This window comes from Carnobacterium funditum DSM 5970 (assembly GCF_000744185.1).
Taxonomy (GTDB): Bacteria; Bacillota; Bacilli; order Lactobacillales; family Carnobacteriaceae; genus Carnobacterium_A; species Carnobacterium_A funditum.
Genome location: NZ_JQLL01000001.1, coordinates 847275 through 863924, shown reverse-complemented (window position 1 = coordinate 863924; position 16650 = coordinate 847275). Strand labels below are relative to the sequence as shown.

Below are 16650 nucleotides of genomic sequence, written 5' to 3'. Positions count from 1 at the left end.
CATTTTAGTCACATTTCTATTTTTTTATTCAGCTTTATTTTTTAGTGAATTATTGATCATCCTGACAATTTTATTTTCTGAACGATTTTTTTTTAACTGATGCTTTTTTAAAAAAGTATCAAAAGCGATTTCTCCGGTTTGAGCTTCATGTACTTCGAACTCTAATTCAAAATCTGTTTGTTCTCCATAAAAGCTTTGATCTAGTACGATTAACCCCACAGAAGTTTGTTTTTCAAAACGTTTAGTTTTAAGCGAGCCAATTAAATGCATATCTTTTGGATTAATATTTAGTTCTCTTAGTTTTCTTGCTACATGACCTGTAAAATAAATCTGATCTTTTAATAATAAATCTTCAGATTCAATAATTGATAAGTAGTCTGTTGTTTCTAATAAGTGTTTGTTAAGTGGTGTTTTAAGTGTTAATTCAGCTGTATCATCAAGTACTCTAATTCTTAAGCCAGCATGCATTTTTTTTAACTCCCAGAGAGTAGAATCAAAGTAATGATTTTCTTGTATAAAAAAGTCTCCTTCTTCAGCCTTATAATAATTAAGAAGCCTATAATAATCCTTAGCAGACAATTTATTTTTAAACTCTATTTCAAATTCTTCACTCATATTTTTCACTCCTTTAACTAGTTTAATTAAACTATAGTACCGTCAACTTTAAAAAGCGAGTCACAAATAGAATAGCATATTTATTTTATATTTGTAAATTTCGATTATTTCTTATTTTAAACCGTATATGTTAAAATGGGTATATATGCAATATTTACGTGAACGAGTGTTAAAATGAGCGATAAAGAAGGTTGAAATAATGGAAGAAGAAATGAATTGGGAAGATTTTTTAATACCCTACCAACAAGCAGTAGAAGAATTGAAAGTTAAATTAAAAGGGATTCGAAAACAATTTGGAAAAGAAAATTTGCACACTCCGATTGAATTCGTTACTGGACGAGTAAAACCGATAGATAGCATTTTAGCTAAAGCAAAACTACGTAATGTGCCATTAAAACATTTGGAAACAGATATGCAAGATATAGCTGGTTTAAGAATTATGTGTCAATTCGTGGAAGATATCCATGAAGTAGTTCGTTTATTAAGAAATCGAAACGATATTAAAATTATAGAAGAACGGGATTATATCACAAATAAAAAAGAGAGTGGTTATCGTTCTTATCATGTTGTATTTGAATATCCTGTACAAGTCATTGAAGGCGAAAAAATAATTTTGGCTGAAGTTCAAATAAGAACACTTTCAATGAATTTTTGGGCAACCATTGAGCACTCTTTAAATTATAAATACCAAGGTGAATTTCCAGAAGATATCAAGATTCGATTGAAAAGAGCTGCGGAAGCTGTTTTTCAACTAGACGAAGAGATGTCTCAAATTAGAGAAGAAATTCAAGAAGCACAACAAATGTTTTCACATAACCAACGAGATAAATCAAAAAAAATTAAACATAAGAATGCTAAATGAATACAAGTTAATTGCTTTAGGATAGGAGGAAAGAGTTGTGAGAATAGCTATTGTTCATAATAATAACGAAAAGTCCCTAATATTAGTAGCCGAGTTACGAATAATGTTGGTTGAAAAGGGGATTCAGATAGATAATAAAAACCCTAATTTAGTTATCACAATAGGTGGAGATGGAACATTGCTATCAGCTTTCCATCGTTATGCACACCTGTTAAATCAAATACGTTTTGTCGGAGTGCATACAGGACACCTAGGTTTTTATACGGACTGGCGTGATTATGAACTTCCAGATTTAGTAGCAAGCTTAATTGAAGATAAAGGAGAAAGCATCAGTTATCCATTATTAGACATCAAAGTGAGTTATCAAGGGAAAAAAGAGCCTTCTCATTTTTTAGCATTGAATGAATCGACAATGAAACGTGTAGATGGGACGATGGTTTGTGACGTGTTTGTTAAGGATGAGCTATTTGAAAGATTTAGAGGGGATGGACTTTGTGTTTCAACTCCTACAGGTTCAACTGGATACAATAAATCAGTTGGAGGAGCGATTATTCATCCTAGACTGGAAGCTATTCAGTTAGCAGAGATAGCATCTATTAATAATCGAGTTTTCAGGACGTTAAGTTCGCCAATGATAGTAGCACCAGATGAGTGGATACGAATAAGACCCGTTACAACAGATGGATTTGTACTGACTGTCGATCAATTATCATCATCTGAAAAAAATATCGTTGAATTACAATATTGTATAGCAGAGGAGCGTATTCATTTTGCTCGTTATCGGCATACACATTTTTGGAGTAGAGTAGAAGACGCGTTTATTGGAGCGAAAAATAAATATGAAGTTTAATTGGATTTATGAGTCATCGGAAAAACAACAAGTAAAAACGTTTTTAAGAACAAAAGGAATTTCGAGAGGATTACTAGCAAAAATAAAATTTCAAGGTGGGAAAATTGAAGTTAATCACCGCGAAGAGAATGCCGTATATTATCTTGAAGACAAGGATCAAGTAGACATCACCATACCAGATGAAAAAGGTTATGATACGACCATGCCTATCGATATTCCAATTGATATTATTTATGAAGATGCACACTTTTTAATTGTCAATAAACCTTACGGTGTAGCTTCAATTCCTTCAAAGGTTCATCCAAAAGGTACCATGGCCAATCGTGTAAAAGGATATTACGTACGCGAAAATTATATTGATCAGGTCATCCACATTGTTACACGTTTAGATCGGGATACAACCGGTTTGATGCTGTTTGCTAAACATGGTTATGCTCATGCTTTATTAGACAAAGAGCTGAAATTAAAGCAATTACATAAAAAGTATGTTGCTCTAGTAACTGGGAAAATAACAGATGAATTACATGGGAAAATAGAAGCTCCAATTGGTAGACCAGAAGACTCCATTATTAGAAGAATCGTTCATCCAAAAGGTAAAACAGCTTTGACTGAATATTGGGTAAAGGAAAGGTATAATCAAGCAACTTTAGTAGATGTCCAATTGCATACGGGAAGAACTCATCAAATACGTGTTCATTTTGCGCATATTGGTTTCCCATTGATGGGTGATGATCTTTACGGTGGAGAAAAAAATGAATGGATAAAAAGACAAGCTTTACATTGTCGTGAATTAGATTTTATCCATCCTTTCACACACAAAAAAATTGTATTAGAAGCAGACTATCCCGAAGATATATCAGAATGGCTCAAACATAATAATGGATAGAATTGCCTTTTAGAAAGGAGCCTTATTATTGAATGAAGCACAATTAGAAATGGAAGGAAAATTAGCTTTATTGAAGCTTTATTTAGAAGAAAAAAAATTAGAAGAATTTCGTTTCGAATTTTTATCCTTACATGCTTATGAACAAGGTCAATATTATTTGTCATTAACGGAAGAAGAAAGAAAGCGAATGTATTTTTACCTTTCACCAAAAGAAATGGCGGATATGTTTGAAATTCTGGAAGAAGATGAAGAGTCTGTTGAAGTTTATTTAAAAGAAATGGATCCTCAATACGCGGCTGACATGTTGAGTGAGATGTATACGGATAATGCGGTAGACATTTTAAATCAATTAGAAAAAGTAGATTTACGTAAGTATTTAAATATGATGACCGCCGATAATGCAAATGAAATAAAAGAACTGCTTCATTATGAAGATGAGACAGCAGGTTCGATTATGACAACTGAATATGTTTCAGTGGAGGCGACACAAACAATTCAAGACGCTATGCATATCTTAAAAAGCAAAGCTTTAGATACAGAGACCATTTATTACATATATGTGATAGATACTGCTGAAAAACTTGTAGGTGTTATTTCTTTGAGGGATTTAATTACTCATGAAGACGATGAATTAGTTTCGGATGTAATGGGAGATCGTCCTATCTCAGTAAATGTAACAGATGATCAAAACGATGTTGCTAAAACTATTCGGGATTACAACTTCTTAGCTGTTCCCGTGGTAGATAAAGATGATTATCTTTTAGGCGTCATCACGGTTGATGATATTATTGACGTTATCGATGAAGAAGCCGCAAGTGATTACTCCGGTTTGGCCGGTGTTGATGTTGGCGAGCAATCTGAAAATCCCTTTATAGCAGCTTCAAAGCGGTTGCCATGGTTGATTACGTTATTGTTTCTAGGAATGGGAACAGCATCGTTAATCAGTCGATATGAAGTGTTAGTAAGTGAAGCTAGTATTTTAGCCGTCTTTATATCTCTGATAACTGGTACAGCTGGTAATGCAGGAACCCAATCATTAGCGGTAGCGGTTAGGAAATTAGCAGACAACGATGACAAAAGCAAAAGTTTTAGTCGTCTAGTTATCAGTGAAGTTTTAACAGGTGTAGTTACAGGTTTGACAACAGGAGTTACTATTTTTTTAGTAATCGGTATTTGGAAAGATAACTTTATTCTAGGTTTTGTTATTGGAACAGCGATGCTTTTTGCAATTATTGTAGCCAATTTAGCAGGAAGTTTGATTCCTATTTTAATGGATCGACTAGGTTTTGATCCCGCGGTCGCAAGCGGACCGTTTATATCGACTCTAAGTGATTTAACAAGTGTCTTAATTTATTTTAATATTGCAGCTTATTTTATGAAGTTTTTTATATAATTTTTTTTGGGGTAATAGAAAAAAAGTTGAAAATAAATCAATAAAGACAACTTTCTTTTTTTAGAAAGTTTTTTTTAATAGTAAAGGATTGAAATAAAGTGGTTTATCGGAAAAAAAAGAAAAAATTGACAAAAAAACAAAAAAATCGACAAATGAAAGTAGCGACATTAATTTTTATTATTCTTTTTTCTTTTACAATTGGATTGTTTTTAGGGAGAAATGATAGGCCAGTTAATTATATTAGTGAAAAAATAAATCAATTTAAAGAAGAATGGATTCTTGTTTTTCAAAATCATTCTACAAAAACAAATAATAATAATCAAAGCATTGTTCAGAATGCACAATTTCATTTTTTAAATGTAGGTCAGGGATCTTCGACGTTACTCCAATCGGATGATGGAACAACTATTTTAATTGATACGGGTCGATACGAAGATAAAGATAAAAAAATCTTGACTTATTTAGACCGCTACATTGGAACGGGTGGGAAAATTGATTTACTGATTTTCACTCATAATGATTCCGATCATATTGGATATGGCGATTTGATTTTGCAATATTATGATGTTCAAGAAGTATGGATGAACGGCTATGATTCAACCAGTAAAATTTATGAACGTGTACTGGATGCAATCGGAAATAGCAATACACAATATGTTGAACCAAAAAATGGAGAAACACATCAAGTTGGTCCTTTTTATCTAGAAGTGCTAAATCCTGGGACCGAGTTAAGAAACAACCCAAATGATGATTCTATTGTGACTAAGGTTTCATTTACTAATTTCAGTGGATTATTTAGTGGAGACGCGTCTTCACGTGTTGAAAAAAATATCATAAAAGATGGAGCAAATTTAAACGCTGATTTACTTTTAATGGGTCATCATGGTTCAGAAACCAGTACAAGTAAAGAATGGGTAGAAGCCATAAATCCGGAAATTAGTGTTTATTCAGCAGGTGAAAACAAGGGTTATCGTCATCCGGGATTAGAAACAGTAGATCGACTAAACAAAATGAATATTCCTATTTATGGAACGGAAAAAAATGGAACGATTACGATAAAAGCTAATAAAGATGGAACATTTATTGTTGAAACTGAAAAGGAGGAATAGAAAATGCGAGTAATTTTAGAAGAATTAGAAGGAGATGTTGCTCGACTGATTCCTGATAATGGCAATGATCCAATTGAAATAAGTAGATGGAATTTACCTAATGAAGTAGTTTTAGGTGATGTTTTTGAAATCTATTATGAATCAAATCGACCATCGATTATTGAAAAAATTAATTTAATTCCGAATGAAAGAAATAGGCGTTTGGAAAAAGTAAAAACAAAACGAGAAATCCTAATTAAAAGAACGGAAGGAAAAAAATATCAGGTGAAGAGACTAAAGGATAGTTGAAAAGTGTGATGTTAGTCGCTAATTTGGTTGAACAATAAAAATAAGGAAAGAAGGTTTGAAAAAATAAAAATCGCAATTTTTGCTGCAATGGCTGAAGAAGTTAGGTCTTTACGAGAAAAGATGGGAATGAAAAAATCACAGTTGCTAATGCGGTATTCGAATAAGGATTATTAAATGGCAATGATATTGTCTTAGTTCAATCTAGAATTGGTAAAGCGAATACTGCATTGTCTACAGCGATTTTAATAGAACGGTTTACGTCTGACTTTATTTTAAACACTGGTTTTGCAGGAGGGATGGATCGCTCTTTGTGCATTTGGGATATCGTTATCTCAACAGAATCAATTTTTTGCGATGTCGATGCAACTGTTTTTAATTATACTTTAGAACAAGTTCCAGAAATGCTAGCTAGTTGCCAAGTAGATGATAAATATAGTGAACTTGCTCTTAAAGTATTTGTTGAATTAGATACTAGTCAAAAAATAATATGCGGTTTTAATCCTTACAGCAGATTCTTTTATGAGTGATAAAAAAAGAGTAGAAGAAATTAGAAGATGATTTCCAACTGCGAAAGCTGCAGAAATGGAAGGACTGCTATTCATCAAACAGCCTATCACTAAGCTATTCCATTCATAAATATTAGAAGGTTATCAGATATAGCAGGTGAAAATGCAGAAGCAGGTTTTGAAAAAATAGGAATCTTGCAGCAGAAACATTGATGTTGTTTGTTGAAAAATTCGTTGATTAATTGGTGGAATTGAGCAAATAAAAAAATAACGAGCGTATTTCCTTTTCTAATAGGGAAATATGATCATTATTTTTTATTTTTAAATCTTATTGTTTAAACTAGTAACGTGGTTAAACTAAGCTTTTAATCATATCGTGATGAGGGATGCCTGCATCCAAATAGCCTTCACTATTAATCGAATAACCCAAAGAGGAATAAAATCCGATAGCTTGGTCTTGAGCTCCTAAAACTAAAGAAACACGTTTTTTTTCAATCGCAAAGCGTTCTATTTCAGCCATAATCTGTTTGCCAATTTGTTTGCCACGGTAGTTTTTTAAAACAGCTACACGTTGTACCTTATAGGTGCGTTGATCCATTGGCAAAAGTCTAGCAGTAACAACAGGAATTGAATCTAAATAGCCGACTACATATGTGGTTAGAGTTTCAAATTCGTCTACTTCCATTTCTGGTGGTACTTGTTGTTCATCTACAAAAACCTTGTTTCGAATAGATAATGAATCTTTATAGATAGTAGAATTTAAATCAGTTGACCAAAAATAATTCATAACTTACCTTCTTTCTACGTTATTCTGGCTCTAAGAATAACATAGAAAATAGGATGTTTCTAGAGGAGACGAACGGTAGGAATAAATCTTTATTTTCTATCACCACTAACATATAATGATGAAAACAGTAAGATGGAGGTGAAATAATGAATAATAAAACAATTGGATAGATGAAATATTTAGCCAATATACCTTCTCCAACTGGAAACACGAGTCAAATAATAAAAAGAAATAAAGCAAATCCTTACAAAATTAGGATATGATGCTTATGAGAATAATAAAAGCAGTTTAATAGGAACTGTTAAATGAAAAGACCACAAAAATAACGTCTAGTAACCGCTCATGTAGATACACTTGGAACGATGGTACAGGCTATAAATCCGGATGGTCGCTTGAAAATGAATCTGATTGGAGGGTTTCGATATAATGCGATTGAAGGTGAATATTGTACTATTCAGACTTCTCATGGAGAAACGTATACAGGAACAATTCTTTTACATCAGACAGGCGTTGACGTCTATAAAGAAGCCGGTACAGTTCAAAGAGATTAAACAAATATGGAGATTCGTATTGATGAAAAACTCAAAGTAAGGAAGAAACAAAAAATTAGGTATAGAAGTCGGAGATTTTATTAATTTCGATCCTCGAACAGAGGTAACAAAAAGTGGCTCTATTAAATCCCGCCATCTTGATGATAAAGAAAGTATAGCCCTATTATTAAATTTTTTAGAAAAAATAATGAAAGAAAAAATTGAATTACCTTATACAACTCAATTTTTTATTTCTAATAACGAAGAAATTGGATATGGAGGAAACTCAAATATATTTGAAAAAGGAGTAGAATATTTAGTAGTAGATATGTGAGCTATTGGTGACAATCAACAAACGGATGAATACTCTGTATCTGAAAGACAGTAGTAGATGTTCGTCATGCGTTAATCGGTGCAGGAATCGATGCTAGCCATGCAAATGAAAGAACTCATAGGTTTTTAATAGAAGTAACGGAGAAATTAGTTGGAAATTATTTACTAAGCTCTATGATGGATTCAGTATAAAAAAGGAGATGGAAAAATGGAACTCTTCAGGAAATCAAAATTAATGTTTTGGTCTATCTGGCTATTAGTTATAGCAACTTTAATTTTTATGTCAACAAAGATTGATTTTATATTTCAACCAATTACAACATTTGTGTCAACGTTGTTTACACCGATACTGGTAGCAGGATTTTTGTACTATCTTTTGAATCCTATAATTAATTTAATGGGAAAAACTAACATAAAACGTAAGTATGGCATTATAATTATTATGCTTTTATTTCTAGGAATAGTTGTTATTTTGATTGTTTCAGTACTTCCTATTTTAGTTAATCAAATTGGGCAATTGATCTCTAATATCCCGGACTTAATTAAGTCCTTGGAAGATTATTCTAGAGAAATTATTCAAAAACCTTGGTTAAAAAACTTTAATATAGAAAAATCAATGAACAAATTAGATTTATCTATTGGAAATATAGCTAATATTGTTTTTTCAGCAATTACAAATAGTGTAGGTTCAATTTTTGGAGCAGTTGCGAATACCACTATTGTTATATTTACCGCTCCTATTATACTGTTTTATATGTTTAAAGACGGACAACATTTTCGACCAGCAGTAGCAAAATTTTTTCCAAAAGAATTTAGAGGACAAATGATTGAGCTGCTTGGTCAAATGAATAATACGATTGCTTCGTATATTAGTGGACAATCATTGGTTTGTTTGATGGTTGGGATCTTTACGTTCATTGGCTACTTAATTATAGGTATGCCTTATGCATTGTTGCTAGGAATCATAGCAGGAATTACTAATATTATTCCTTATGTTGGTCCTTATATTGGTGCAGCACCTGCAGTCATTATTGGTTTAACTATTTCTCCAACAAAAGCAATTTTGGTGGCATTAGTTGTCTTAGTGGTGCAACAAATAGACGGTAACTTCATTTCGCCAAACGTAATTGGAAAAACATTAGCGATACATCCCTTAACTATTATTGTAATTTTATTAGTTGCAGGAAATCTCGCTGGACTTTTGGGTATGATTTTAGGTGTGCCATTCTATGCAGTTGTAAAAACGATAGTTGTCTATTTACATGATATGATAAATATAAAAAAGAGACACCAAAATTTACAAGGCGAAGACAATAAAAAGTAATACAGTTCTTCCAAAAACTCAATATAGTATCTATATACTTAAAATAAGCATCCAAAAGAAAGATATCTTTCTTTTTGATGCTTATTTTAATGAAATAATATGTTTGTTTTAATGAAATAAATTAGTTAAATGACATTAAATCACTAATATTATTTAGTGAAATAATTCTTTAAGTTTCCTTTTTTAAATATATTGTGATATAGTTTAATTGTGTTTGGTGAAGAATAATACCAATTAAATGGTGTTAATTTTATTAAACAAATCCAATAAAAAGTTAATAATAGGAGGAATTACAACATGAAAGTAATCGTAATTGGCTGTACTCATGCTGGGACATCAGCGGTAAAAACAATTCTAAATGAAAACCCTTCAGCAAAAGTAGCAGTTTTTGAACGTAATGATAATATCTCATTTTTATCATGTGGAATTGCACTATACGTCGGTGGTGTAGTAAAAGACCCAGCAGGGCTATTTTATTCAAACCCTGAAGAATTAACAGCTATGGGTGCAACAGTGAAAATGGAACACAATGTTAAAGAAATTGATACAGTTGCTAAAAAAATAGTTGTTGAAAATATTAAAACAGGTGAAGTATTTGAAGAATCGTATGATAAGTTAGTTAACACTACAGGTTCTTGGCCAATTATCCCACCTATTCCTGGTATTGATCATAAAAATATTTTATTGTGCAAAAATTATAATCAAGCAAATGAATTAATTGCTAAATCAAAAGATGCTAAAAAAATCACAATAGTTGGTGGTGGATATATTGGTATCGAGTTAGTTGAAGCTTTTGCTGAGTCTGGTAAAGAGGTAACACTAATCGATGGTTTAGACCGAATTTTAAATAAATATTTAGATAAAGAATTTACAGACGTATTAGAAGCAGATTTGCAAAAACGTGGCATTAAAATGGCGTTGAACCAAACAGTAAATGGCTTTAATGCTAATGAAGCTGGTGAAGTTGTGTCTGTTGTAACTCCCAAAGGTGAGTATGAAGCAGATTTAGTTGTTTTGTGCGTAGGATTCCGTCCTAATAACGATTTATTAAAAGGTAAAGTAGATATGTTACCAAACGGAGCAATTATTGTAGATGATTACATGAGAACAAGTAATTCTGATATTTATGCTGCAGGAGATAGCTGTGCAGTAAACTATAATCCAAATGGTGGACATGCTTATATTCCTTTAGCAACGAATGCTGTTCGTATGGGAACACTGGTAGGGAAAAATATTGTAGAACCAAAAGTTAAATACAGAGGAACTCAATCAACATCTGGTTTATATTTATTTGGGTTTAATATTGGTTCAACAGGAGTAACTACTAGTGGCGCACCACATTTTGATTTAGATGTTCGTTCTGTTTTGGTTAAAGATAATTATCGTCCGGAATTTATGCCGACCACTGAAGAAGTTTTAATGCAATTGGTCTATGAAGTGGGAACAAATCGCATCGTTGGTGGACAAATTATGTCTAAATATGATGTAACACAATCTGCTAACACTCTTTCTTTAGCTATTCAAAATAAAATGACTATTGAAGATTTAGCATACGTTGATTTCTTCTTCCAGCCTCACTTTGACCGTCCTTGGAACTACTTGAATATATTAGCTCAAGCAGCAGTAGAACAAGAAAGAAAATTAGCTGAAAAATAATTTAGGATACTATTTTTAGAATCGAAGGAAAGGAGGAAGGGACATTTGTCCTTTCCTCCTTCTTTATTTTACGCATAGTAACTGAAAAGAAACTAATTAATGATTGAAACTATCTTTATTTGGTTCAATCTTTCGTCAAGAAGTTTTTTGTATTACAATAGAAAAGCGGGTTGTTACCATATGATAGGTGTAATATGATAATGATTGAAAAAGTGAAGTTACCTATTAATAGGAAGTGAAGAACTTGAGGAAAAATAATGTTAGGTATTATAGCGGTACTTCTTTCTATGATAGGAAGTTATTTTGTTTTAGATTCTCCAAACACGAATTCATTAGTGGAATTAGAAGCTAAAGGATTATCGATAGAATTAGAAAGAGTGATAAATGGGGATACGATTATATTTAATCAAAATGGAGAAAGTCAAAAAATACGTCTATTTTTAATGAATACTTCTGAAAGTACGATAGCTAAGACTGGTGCAACTCAACTATTCGGAAAAGAATCAAAAGAATGTTTATCAGACTATTTAATGGGAAAAAATGAGCTATTAGATATGAACCTACTTAAGAAAAAGAAAATCAATATGGATGTACATTAGCCTATCTATTTGCTGATGATGTATTAGTCGAAGAAGAACTAGTTCGTGAAGAGCAAGCGATAGTAGTCTATAAAGAAGGTTAAGAACATTATTTTAACAGATTAAAAGAAGGAGATAAAAAGAATAGTTGGTCGAAAAAGGGTTATGCAATGAAATATAGATTTAATAATAAATAAAAAATCTTGATGAGTGTGCTATAATTATTTAGATTATAGTTAAGGAAGAGTTCTACAGAAAAGGGTATTGACTTGTAACTGCATGCCAGTAAATAAAAAGACTAAATAATGATTTAAATGAGGGATAATAATATGGAACAGAAATTAAAAGACGAAGTAGAATCAAGAAAAACTTTTGCGATTATCTCCCATCCGGATGCTGGGAAAACAACAATCACTGAACAACTCTTATTATTTGGTGGAGCAATCCGCCAAGCAGGGACAGTGAAAGGTAAAAAAACAGGTAAATTTGCAACTTCTGACTGGATGGAAATTGAAAAACAACGTGGCATATCCGTTACTAGTTCAGTTATGCAATTCGACTATCAAGGCAAGAAAATTAATATTCTAGATACGCCTGGGCATGAAGATTTTTCAGAAGATACGTATAGAACGTTAATGGCTGTGGACAGTGCAGTAATGGTTATTGATAGCGGGAAAGGGATTGAACCTCAAACTAAGAAATTATTCCAAGTTTGTCGCATGCGTGGCATTCCAATTTTTACTTTTATTAATAAGCTTGACCGCGATGGCAAAGAACCATTGGAATTACTAGAAGAACTTGAAGAAGTGTTGGAAATTGATTCTTATCCTATGAACTGGCCTATTGGAATGGGAAGAGGTTTGTTAGGGCTATATGATAACTACAATAAAAAGATTGAAATTCATCATCCTGAAATAAATGGGAAAGACGGAGAAAAAATCGTTGAATTAAATGCAGAAGGTAAAATAGAAGGAGATCATCCTATAAAAAAATCTTCTCTATATGATGAAGCGATAGAGGATATCGAGTTATTAAATGAAGCAGGAAATAAGTTTTCCGAAGAAAAAATTCTAACTGGACAATTAACACCAGTATTTTTTGGATCTGCTTTAACTAATTTCGGAGTCGAAACTTTTTTAAATACTTTTCTGAATTTTGCACCTAGTCCATCTTCTCATAAAGATGTGGCAGGCGATAAAATCCCAGCAACAGCAGATGATTTTTCAGGTTTCATCTTTAAAATACAAGCAAACATGAATCCCGCTCACCGTGACCGTATTGCGTTCATTCGAATTTGCTCAGGCGAATTTGAACGCGGAATGGATGTAACGCTTGCTAGAACGAATAAGAAAATAAAACTATCTAACTCAACTCAATTTATGGCTGAGAGCCGTGAAACAGTTCAACGAGCAGTTGCAGGAGATATTATTGGCTTGTATGATACAGGTAATTTTCAAATTGGTGATACTATTTTTGAAGGAAAAAAAAATATTGAGTTTGAAAAATTACCGCAATTTACACCTGAAATTTTTATGAAAGTTTCAGCAAAAAATGTAATGAAACAAAAATCTTTTCATAAAGGTGTTCAACAATTAGTACAAGAGGGAGCGATTCAACTGTATAAAACGTTCCATACAGAAGACTATATTCTGGGAGCAGTAGGACAATTACAATTTGAAGTTTTCCAGTATAGGATGCTACATGAATACAAGTCAGAAGTGATTATGACTCCAATAGGGAATAAAATTGCACGTTGGATTAAGCCAGAACAATTGGATACAAGTATGTCATCTAGTCGAAATTTACTTGTTCGCGATCGTTATGATCAACCTTTATTCTTATTTGAAAACAAATTTGCTATGCACTGGTTTGCAGATAAGTATCCAAATGTAGAATTGACATCGTTGCTTTAAAAATGAAATAAGGGGCTAGGACAAAAAGTCCTTAAAAAAATACACTCCCAAAACTAATGAATTATTTACTCATTAGTGGGAGTGTATTTTTTTATATTTCTATTTAACTTTAAAGGAAGAAGACAATTTTTTTTGTGGAAAATATTTATGTCCTAGCCAATTTATAAAGGAAGGGGAAAAAAGAAATAATTATTGTTCTACTTGTATGGATAATTCAACGATGTTAGGAGCGTGTAAAATATCTACTTGATTAAGTTCCGCCTCTAAAATATTCTCAATGGCGTATTGAATCTCTGTATTCTTTATATTACGGTGATTGTTTAATAAAAGAACATCTTCATGAGTAGGAGCTCCCGAAAAAATTATAGTTGTCGGACCTAATGTATAAACTTTAATAAAGTTTGCATCAGTACTTCCTAATTGCTCGGTTACTAAATCTATATGGCTATTGGTAACGTCAATAAGCTTCATTTTTTCACCTCTTTTTTAAATCTATTATATTAAGGCCATTATATAATTAATAGTTAGTAAATTCAAAGCATATTAATTGAGTGAAACAGAATACAATATAAAAAACAGAAAAATTATTCTGAAATATATAATCAAAGACTGTCTAGAATATCGTCTAAACAGTTTTTTGAATGAATAAAATTTATTTAGCCGTTTCGTTAGTAGTTTGATTTGCCTTTGTTATTGAAGTGATGTCTTGTTCAGATGTTACGATAATCTCATCATATTCATTAATTGAAGCTGCTAATTTTTTGATTTCTGGGTAATCAATATAAAAATCAGCAATGCGATCTTCTATTTGTTCTTGAATGATGCGACGTAATGGTCGAGCTCCTAGTTGAGGATCGTATCCTAGTTCAACTAATTTTTTCTTAGCAAGTTCATCAGCTTTTATACTAATTCCCTGATCTTTAAGCATATCGTTAACATCTTGTAACATCAAGTCAACAATTACAAGTAGGTGTTCTTGTTTTAAGGAATTAAATTCAACAATTGCATCAAAACGGTTAATGAATTCTGGCTTAAAGAAATCAGTCAAATGATTTAACACGGATTTTTGATTACCTTTAGCGGCTGCAAAACCAACATTTGCTTCTATTGAACCACTACCAGCATTACTAGTCATAATAATTATGGTATCTTCGAAACTAACGGTACGACCTTGTGCGTCAGTTAGACGACCATCTTCCAAAATTTGTAAAAACATGTGTAAAACATCTGGATGTGCTTTTTCAATTTCATCTAAGAGCAAAATACTGTATGGATTATGACGAACTTTCTCAGTTAGTTGTCCTGCTTCGTCATAGCCTACATATCCTGGAGGGGAACCAATTAATTTAGAGACGCTGTGTTTCTCCATGTATTCGCTCATATCAAAGCGAATATAAGCCTCTTTGTTGCCAAAGAGCTCTAAAGCTAGTTGTTTAGCTAATTCTGTTTTACCAACACCTGTTGGCCCGACGAATAAAAATGATCCAATCGGGCGATTTTTTTTATTCAAACCGATACGACTTCTGCGGATAGCTTTAGAAATTTTTTCGATTGCTTGATTTTGTCCAATGACATGTTTACGCAAGTCAGTTTCTAAGCTACGAAGTTGTGTTTGTTCTTTTTCTTTAAGTTCACCCACTGGTATATTGGTTTTAGTTTCAATGATATGAACCATATCTTTTTCCGTGACAATAGGACGTTCCTCGGACTGAATAGTTTGTTTATCGCGCATAGCTGAAAATTTTACTGCTTGATCACGATAGAACGCAGCTTTTTCATAATCTTCTTTCTTTAAAGCTACTTGTTTTTGTTGAGCAGCTTCAGCAATTTTATCCTCAATAACTTTTGGATCAACTACTTGAATCGTCAAGTTCTTTTTAGAACCAGATTCATCAAGTAAATCAATAGCTTTATCTGGTAAGAAACGATCCTGAATATATCGGTTAGATAAAAGAACAGCATCCCGGATTGCTTCATCAGTGTAAGTTACTTGGTGATACTCCTCGTATTTGTTTTGGATACCTTTTAGAATATCAATGGTTTCGTCTACTGAAGGTTCACTTACGCGGACAGGTTGTAAACGTCGCTCTAAAGCTGCGTCTTTTTCAATAGTACGATATTCTTTTAGAGTAGTAGCTCCAACCATTTGTAGTTCACCACGTGCTAAAGCTGGTTTTAACATATTCCCCGCATCCATACTACCCTCTGCACTGCCGGCCCCTACAATTTCGTGAACTTCATCTATAAAAAGAATGATTTTTGGATTTTTTTTCATTTCATCCATTAATTGCTGCATCCGTTCTTCAAATTGTCCTCGGACACCAGTTCCTTGTACTAAAGAGGCAACATCTAATTGAATAACTTCTTTATTCATTAATTTTTCAGGTACTTCAGCATTTACAATTTTTAGAGCTAAACCTTCTACTACAGCTGTTTTACCAACACCTGGTTCACCGATTAAAACGGGATTATTCTTTGTACGACGATTCAAGATTTCAATCACACGCTCAATTTCTTTATTGCGACCAATAATAGGATCGATAGCACCATTTCTTGCTAAATCAGTTACATTCGTACCATATTCTCCTAAGAGGCCAGTTATTTTATTTGTAGGAGGTTGTCCGCTCCCACCACTATGAATATTTTGAGTAGGTTCGAAATTTTGATCATTCTGTTTAGGCGAATTTATAGAACGGAAAAAATCATCTAAATTACCTAAACCAAAAGGATCTTGTGGAGTTTGGCGATTATTTTGACTAGTTCCTTTACTGTTTGCTTCCTTTAATAAACGGTAACAATTTTGGCAGATATCTAATTGGCCTTTTTGACCATTCATATTTGTATATAAATGAATAGTTGCATCTTGTTGATGACAATTTTGGCATAACATATAGCACACAACCTTTCGATGATTAATTTTTAAGGTATAGAAGATGGTTTTTGTGTTTGACCTTCCCTGACCTTGTTTTTTATTATACACTGACCTTGTCTGACATTCAAGTGAATTGTTCTATCTTTTA

At 32.5% G+C, this 16650-nt stretch carries 15 protein-coding genes and 2 pseudogenes; 13 read left to right on the top strand and 4 right to left on the bottom strand.

All coding sequences use genetic code 11. From position 1 onward, the window contains the following. Positions 1 to 24 precede the first annotated feature (24 nt). Entirely contained in the window at positions 25 to 615 is a 591-nt protein-coding gene (locus BR44_RS03955; protein WP_034550768.1) for a CYTH domain-containing protein, read from the bottom strand. Between the two features lie 199 nt (positions 616 to 814). On the opposite strand from BR44_RS03955, the gene yjbM reads away from it, so the two are divergent. From yjbM to mtnN, 7 genes and pseudogenes are all read left to right on the top strand, one after another. After that, positions 815 to 1477, top strand: a complete 663-nt coding sequence (gene yjbM / locus BR44_RS03950; RefSeq protein WP_034550767.1) for a GTP diphosphokinase — start codon at positions 815 to 817, stop codon at positions 1475 to 1477. Between the two features lie 37 nt (positions 1478 to 1514). Further along, positions 1515 to 2327 carry an NAD kinase gene (locus tag BR44_RS03945; RefSeq protein WP_034550766.1) on the top strand — a complete coding sequence of 271 codons (813 nt, stop codon included), beginning with the start codon at positions 1515 to 1517 and terminating at the stop codon, positions 2325 to 2327. Further along, positions 2317 to 3213 carry an RluA family pseudouridine synthase gene (locus BR44_RS03940; protein ID WP_034550764.1) on the top strand — a complete coding sequence of 299 codons (897 nt, stop codon included), beginning with the start codon at positions 2317 to 2319 and terminating at the stop codon, positions 3211 to 3213. The genes BR44_RS03945 and BR44_RS03940 overlap by 11 nt, the downstream gene beginning before the upstream one ends. A gap of 28 nt (positions 3214 to 3241) precedes the next feature. Beyond that, positions 3242 to 4606, top strand: a complete 1365-nt coding sequence (gene mgtE, locus BR44_RS03935) for a magnesium transporter (RefSeq protein ID WP_034550762.1) — start codon at positions 3242 to 3244, stop codon at positions 4604 to 4606. Between the two features lie 125 nt (positions 4607 to 4731). Then, positions 4732 to 5715: a ComEC/Rec2 family competence protein gene (locus tag BR44_RS03930; RefSeq protein WP_245592915.1), complete on the top strand. Its 984-nt coding sequence runs from the start codon at positions 4732 to 4734 to the stop codon at positions 5713 to 5715. Positions 5716 to 5718: 3 nt separating this feature from the next. Beyond that, positions 5719 to 6003 carry a hypothetical protein gene (locus BR44_RS03925; protein ID WP_051912496.1) on the top strand — a complete coding sequence of 95 codons (285 nt, stop codon included), beginning with the start codon at positions 5719 to 5721 and terminating at the stop codon, positions 6001 to 6003. A gap of 176 nt (positions 6004 to 6179) precedes the next feature. Then, positions 6180 to 6530, top strand: a pseudogene (gene mtnN, locus BR44_RS11050) (5'-methylthioadenosine/S-adenosylhomocysteine nucleosidase); the annotation flags it as partial. A 331-nt stretch (positions 6531 to 6861) separates the two neighbouring features. Here mtnN and BR44_RS03915 read toward each other — a convergent pair. After that, complete coding sequence (locus BR44_RS03915; RefSeq protein WP_034550759.1) at positions 6862 to 7296, bottom strand: GNAT family N-acetyltransferase; 435 nt, start codon at positions 7294 to 7296, stop codon at positions 6862 to 6864. A gap of 341 nt (positions 7297 to 7637) precedes the next feature. On the opposite strand from BR44_RS03915, the pseudogene BR44_RS12135 reads away from it, so the two are divergent. From BR44_RS12135 to BR44_RS03890, 6 genes and pseudogenes are all read left to right on the top strand, one after another. Next, positions 7638 to 7847: pseudogene (locus tag BR44_RS12135) on the top strand (peptidase M42); the annotation flags it as partial. Positions 7848 to 7908: 61 nt separating this feature from the next. Continuing rightward, a complete protein-coding gene (locus BR44_RS12130; protein ID WP_425393572.1) occupies positions 7909 to 8160 on the top strand; it encodes a zinc-binding metallopeptidase family protein in 252 nt (83 codons plus the stop codon). A gap of 207 nt (positions 8161 to 8367) precedes the next feature. Continuing rightward, positions 8368 to 9483, top strand: a complete 1116-nt coding sequence (locus BR44_RS03905) for an AI-2E family transporter (protein WP_034550757.1) — start codon at positions 8368 to 8370, stop codon at positions 9481 to 9483. A gap of 297 nt (positions 9484 to 9780) precedes the next feature. Continuing rightward, positions 9781 to 11139: an FAD-dependent oxidoreductase gene (locus tag BR44_RS03900; protein WP_034550756.1), complete on the top strand. Its 1359-nt coding sequence runs from the start codon at positions 9781 to 9783 to the stop codon at positions 11137 to 11139. A 257-nt stretch (positions 11140 to 11396) separates the two neighbouring features. Beyond that, positions 11397 to 11738: a thermonuclease family protein gene (locus tag BR44_RS03895; RefSeq protein ID WP_084676083.1), complete on the top strand. Its 342-nt coding sequence runs from the start codon at positions 11397 to 11399 to the stop codon at positions 11736 to 11738. A gap of 308 nt (positions 11739 to 12046) precedes the next feature. After that, positions 12047 to 13630, top strand: a complete 1584-nt coding sequence (locus BR44_RS03890; RefSeq protein WP_034550754.1) for a peptide chain release factor 3 — start codon at positions 12047 to 12049, stop codon at positions 13628 to 13630. Between the two features lie 189 nt (positions 13631 to 13819). On the opposite strand, the gene BR44_RS03885 is transcribed toward BR44_RS03890, so the two are convergent. Together BR44_RS03885 and BR44_RS03880 are read right to left on the bottom strand one after the other, a co-directional pair. Then, a complete protein-coding gene (locus tag BR44_RS03885) occupies positions 13820 to 14101 on the bottom strand; it encodes a DUF1827 family protein (RefSeq protein WP_034550753.1) in 282 nt (93 codons plus the stop codon). A gap of 181 nt (positions 14102 to 14282) precedes the next feature. Continuing rightward, the gene (locus BR44_RS03880; protein ID WP_034550752.1) at positions 14283 to 16520 is read right to left on the bottom strand and encodes an ATP-dependent Clp protease ATP-binding subunit; all 2238 of its coding nucleotides are present in this window, start codon (positions 16518 to 16520) and stop codon (positions 14283 to 14285) included. Positions 16521 to 16650: the final 130 nt, after the last annotated feature.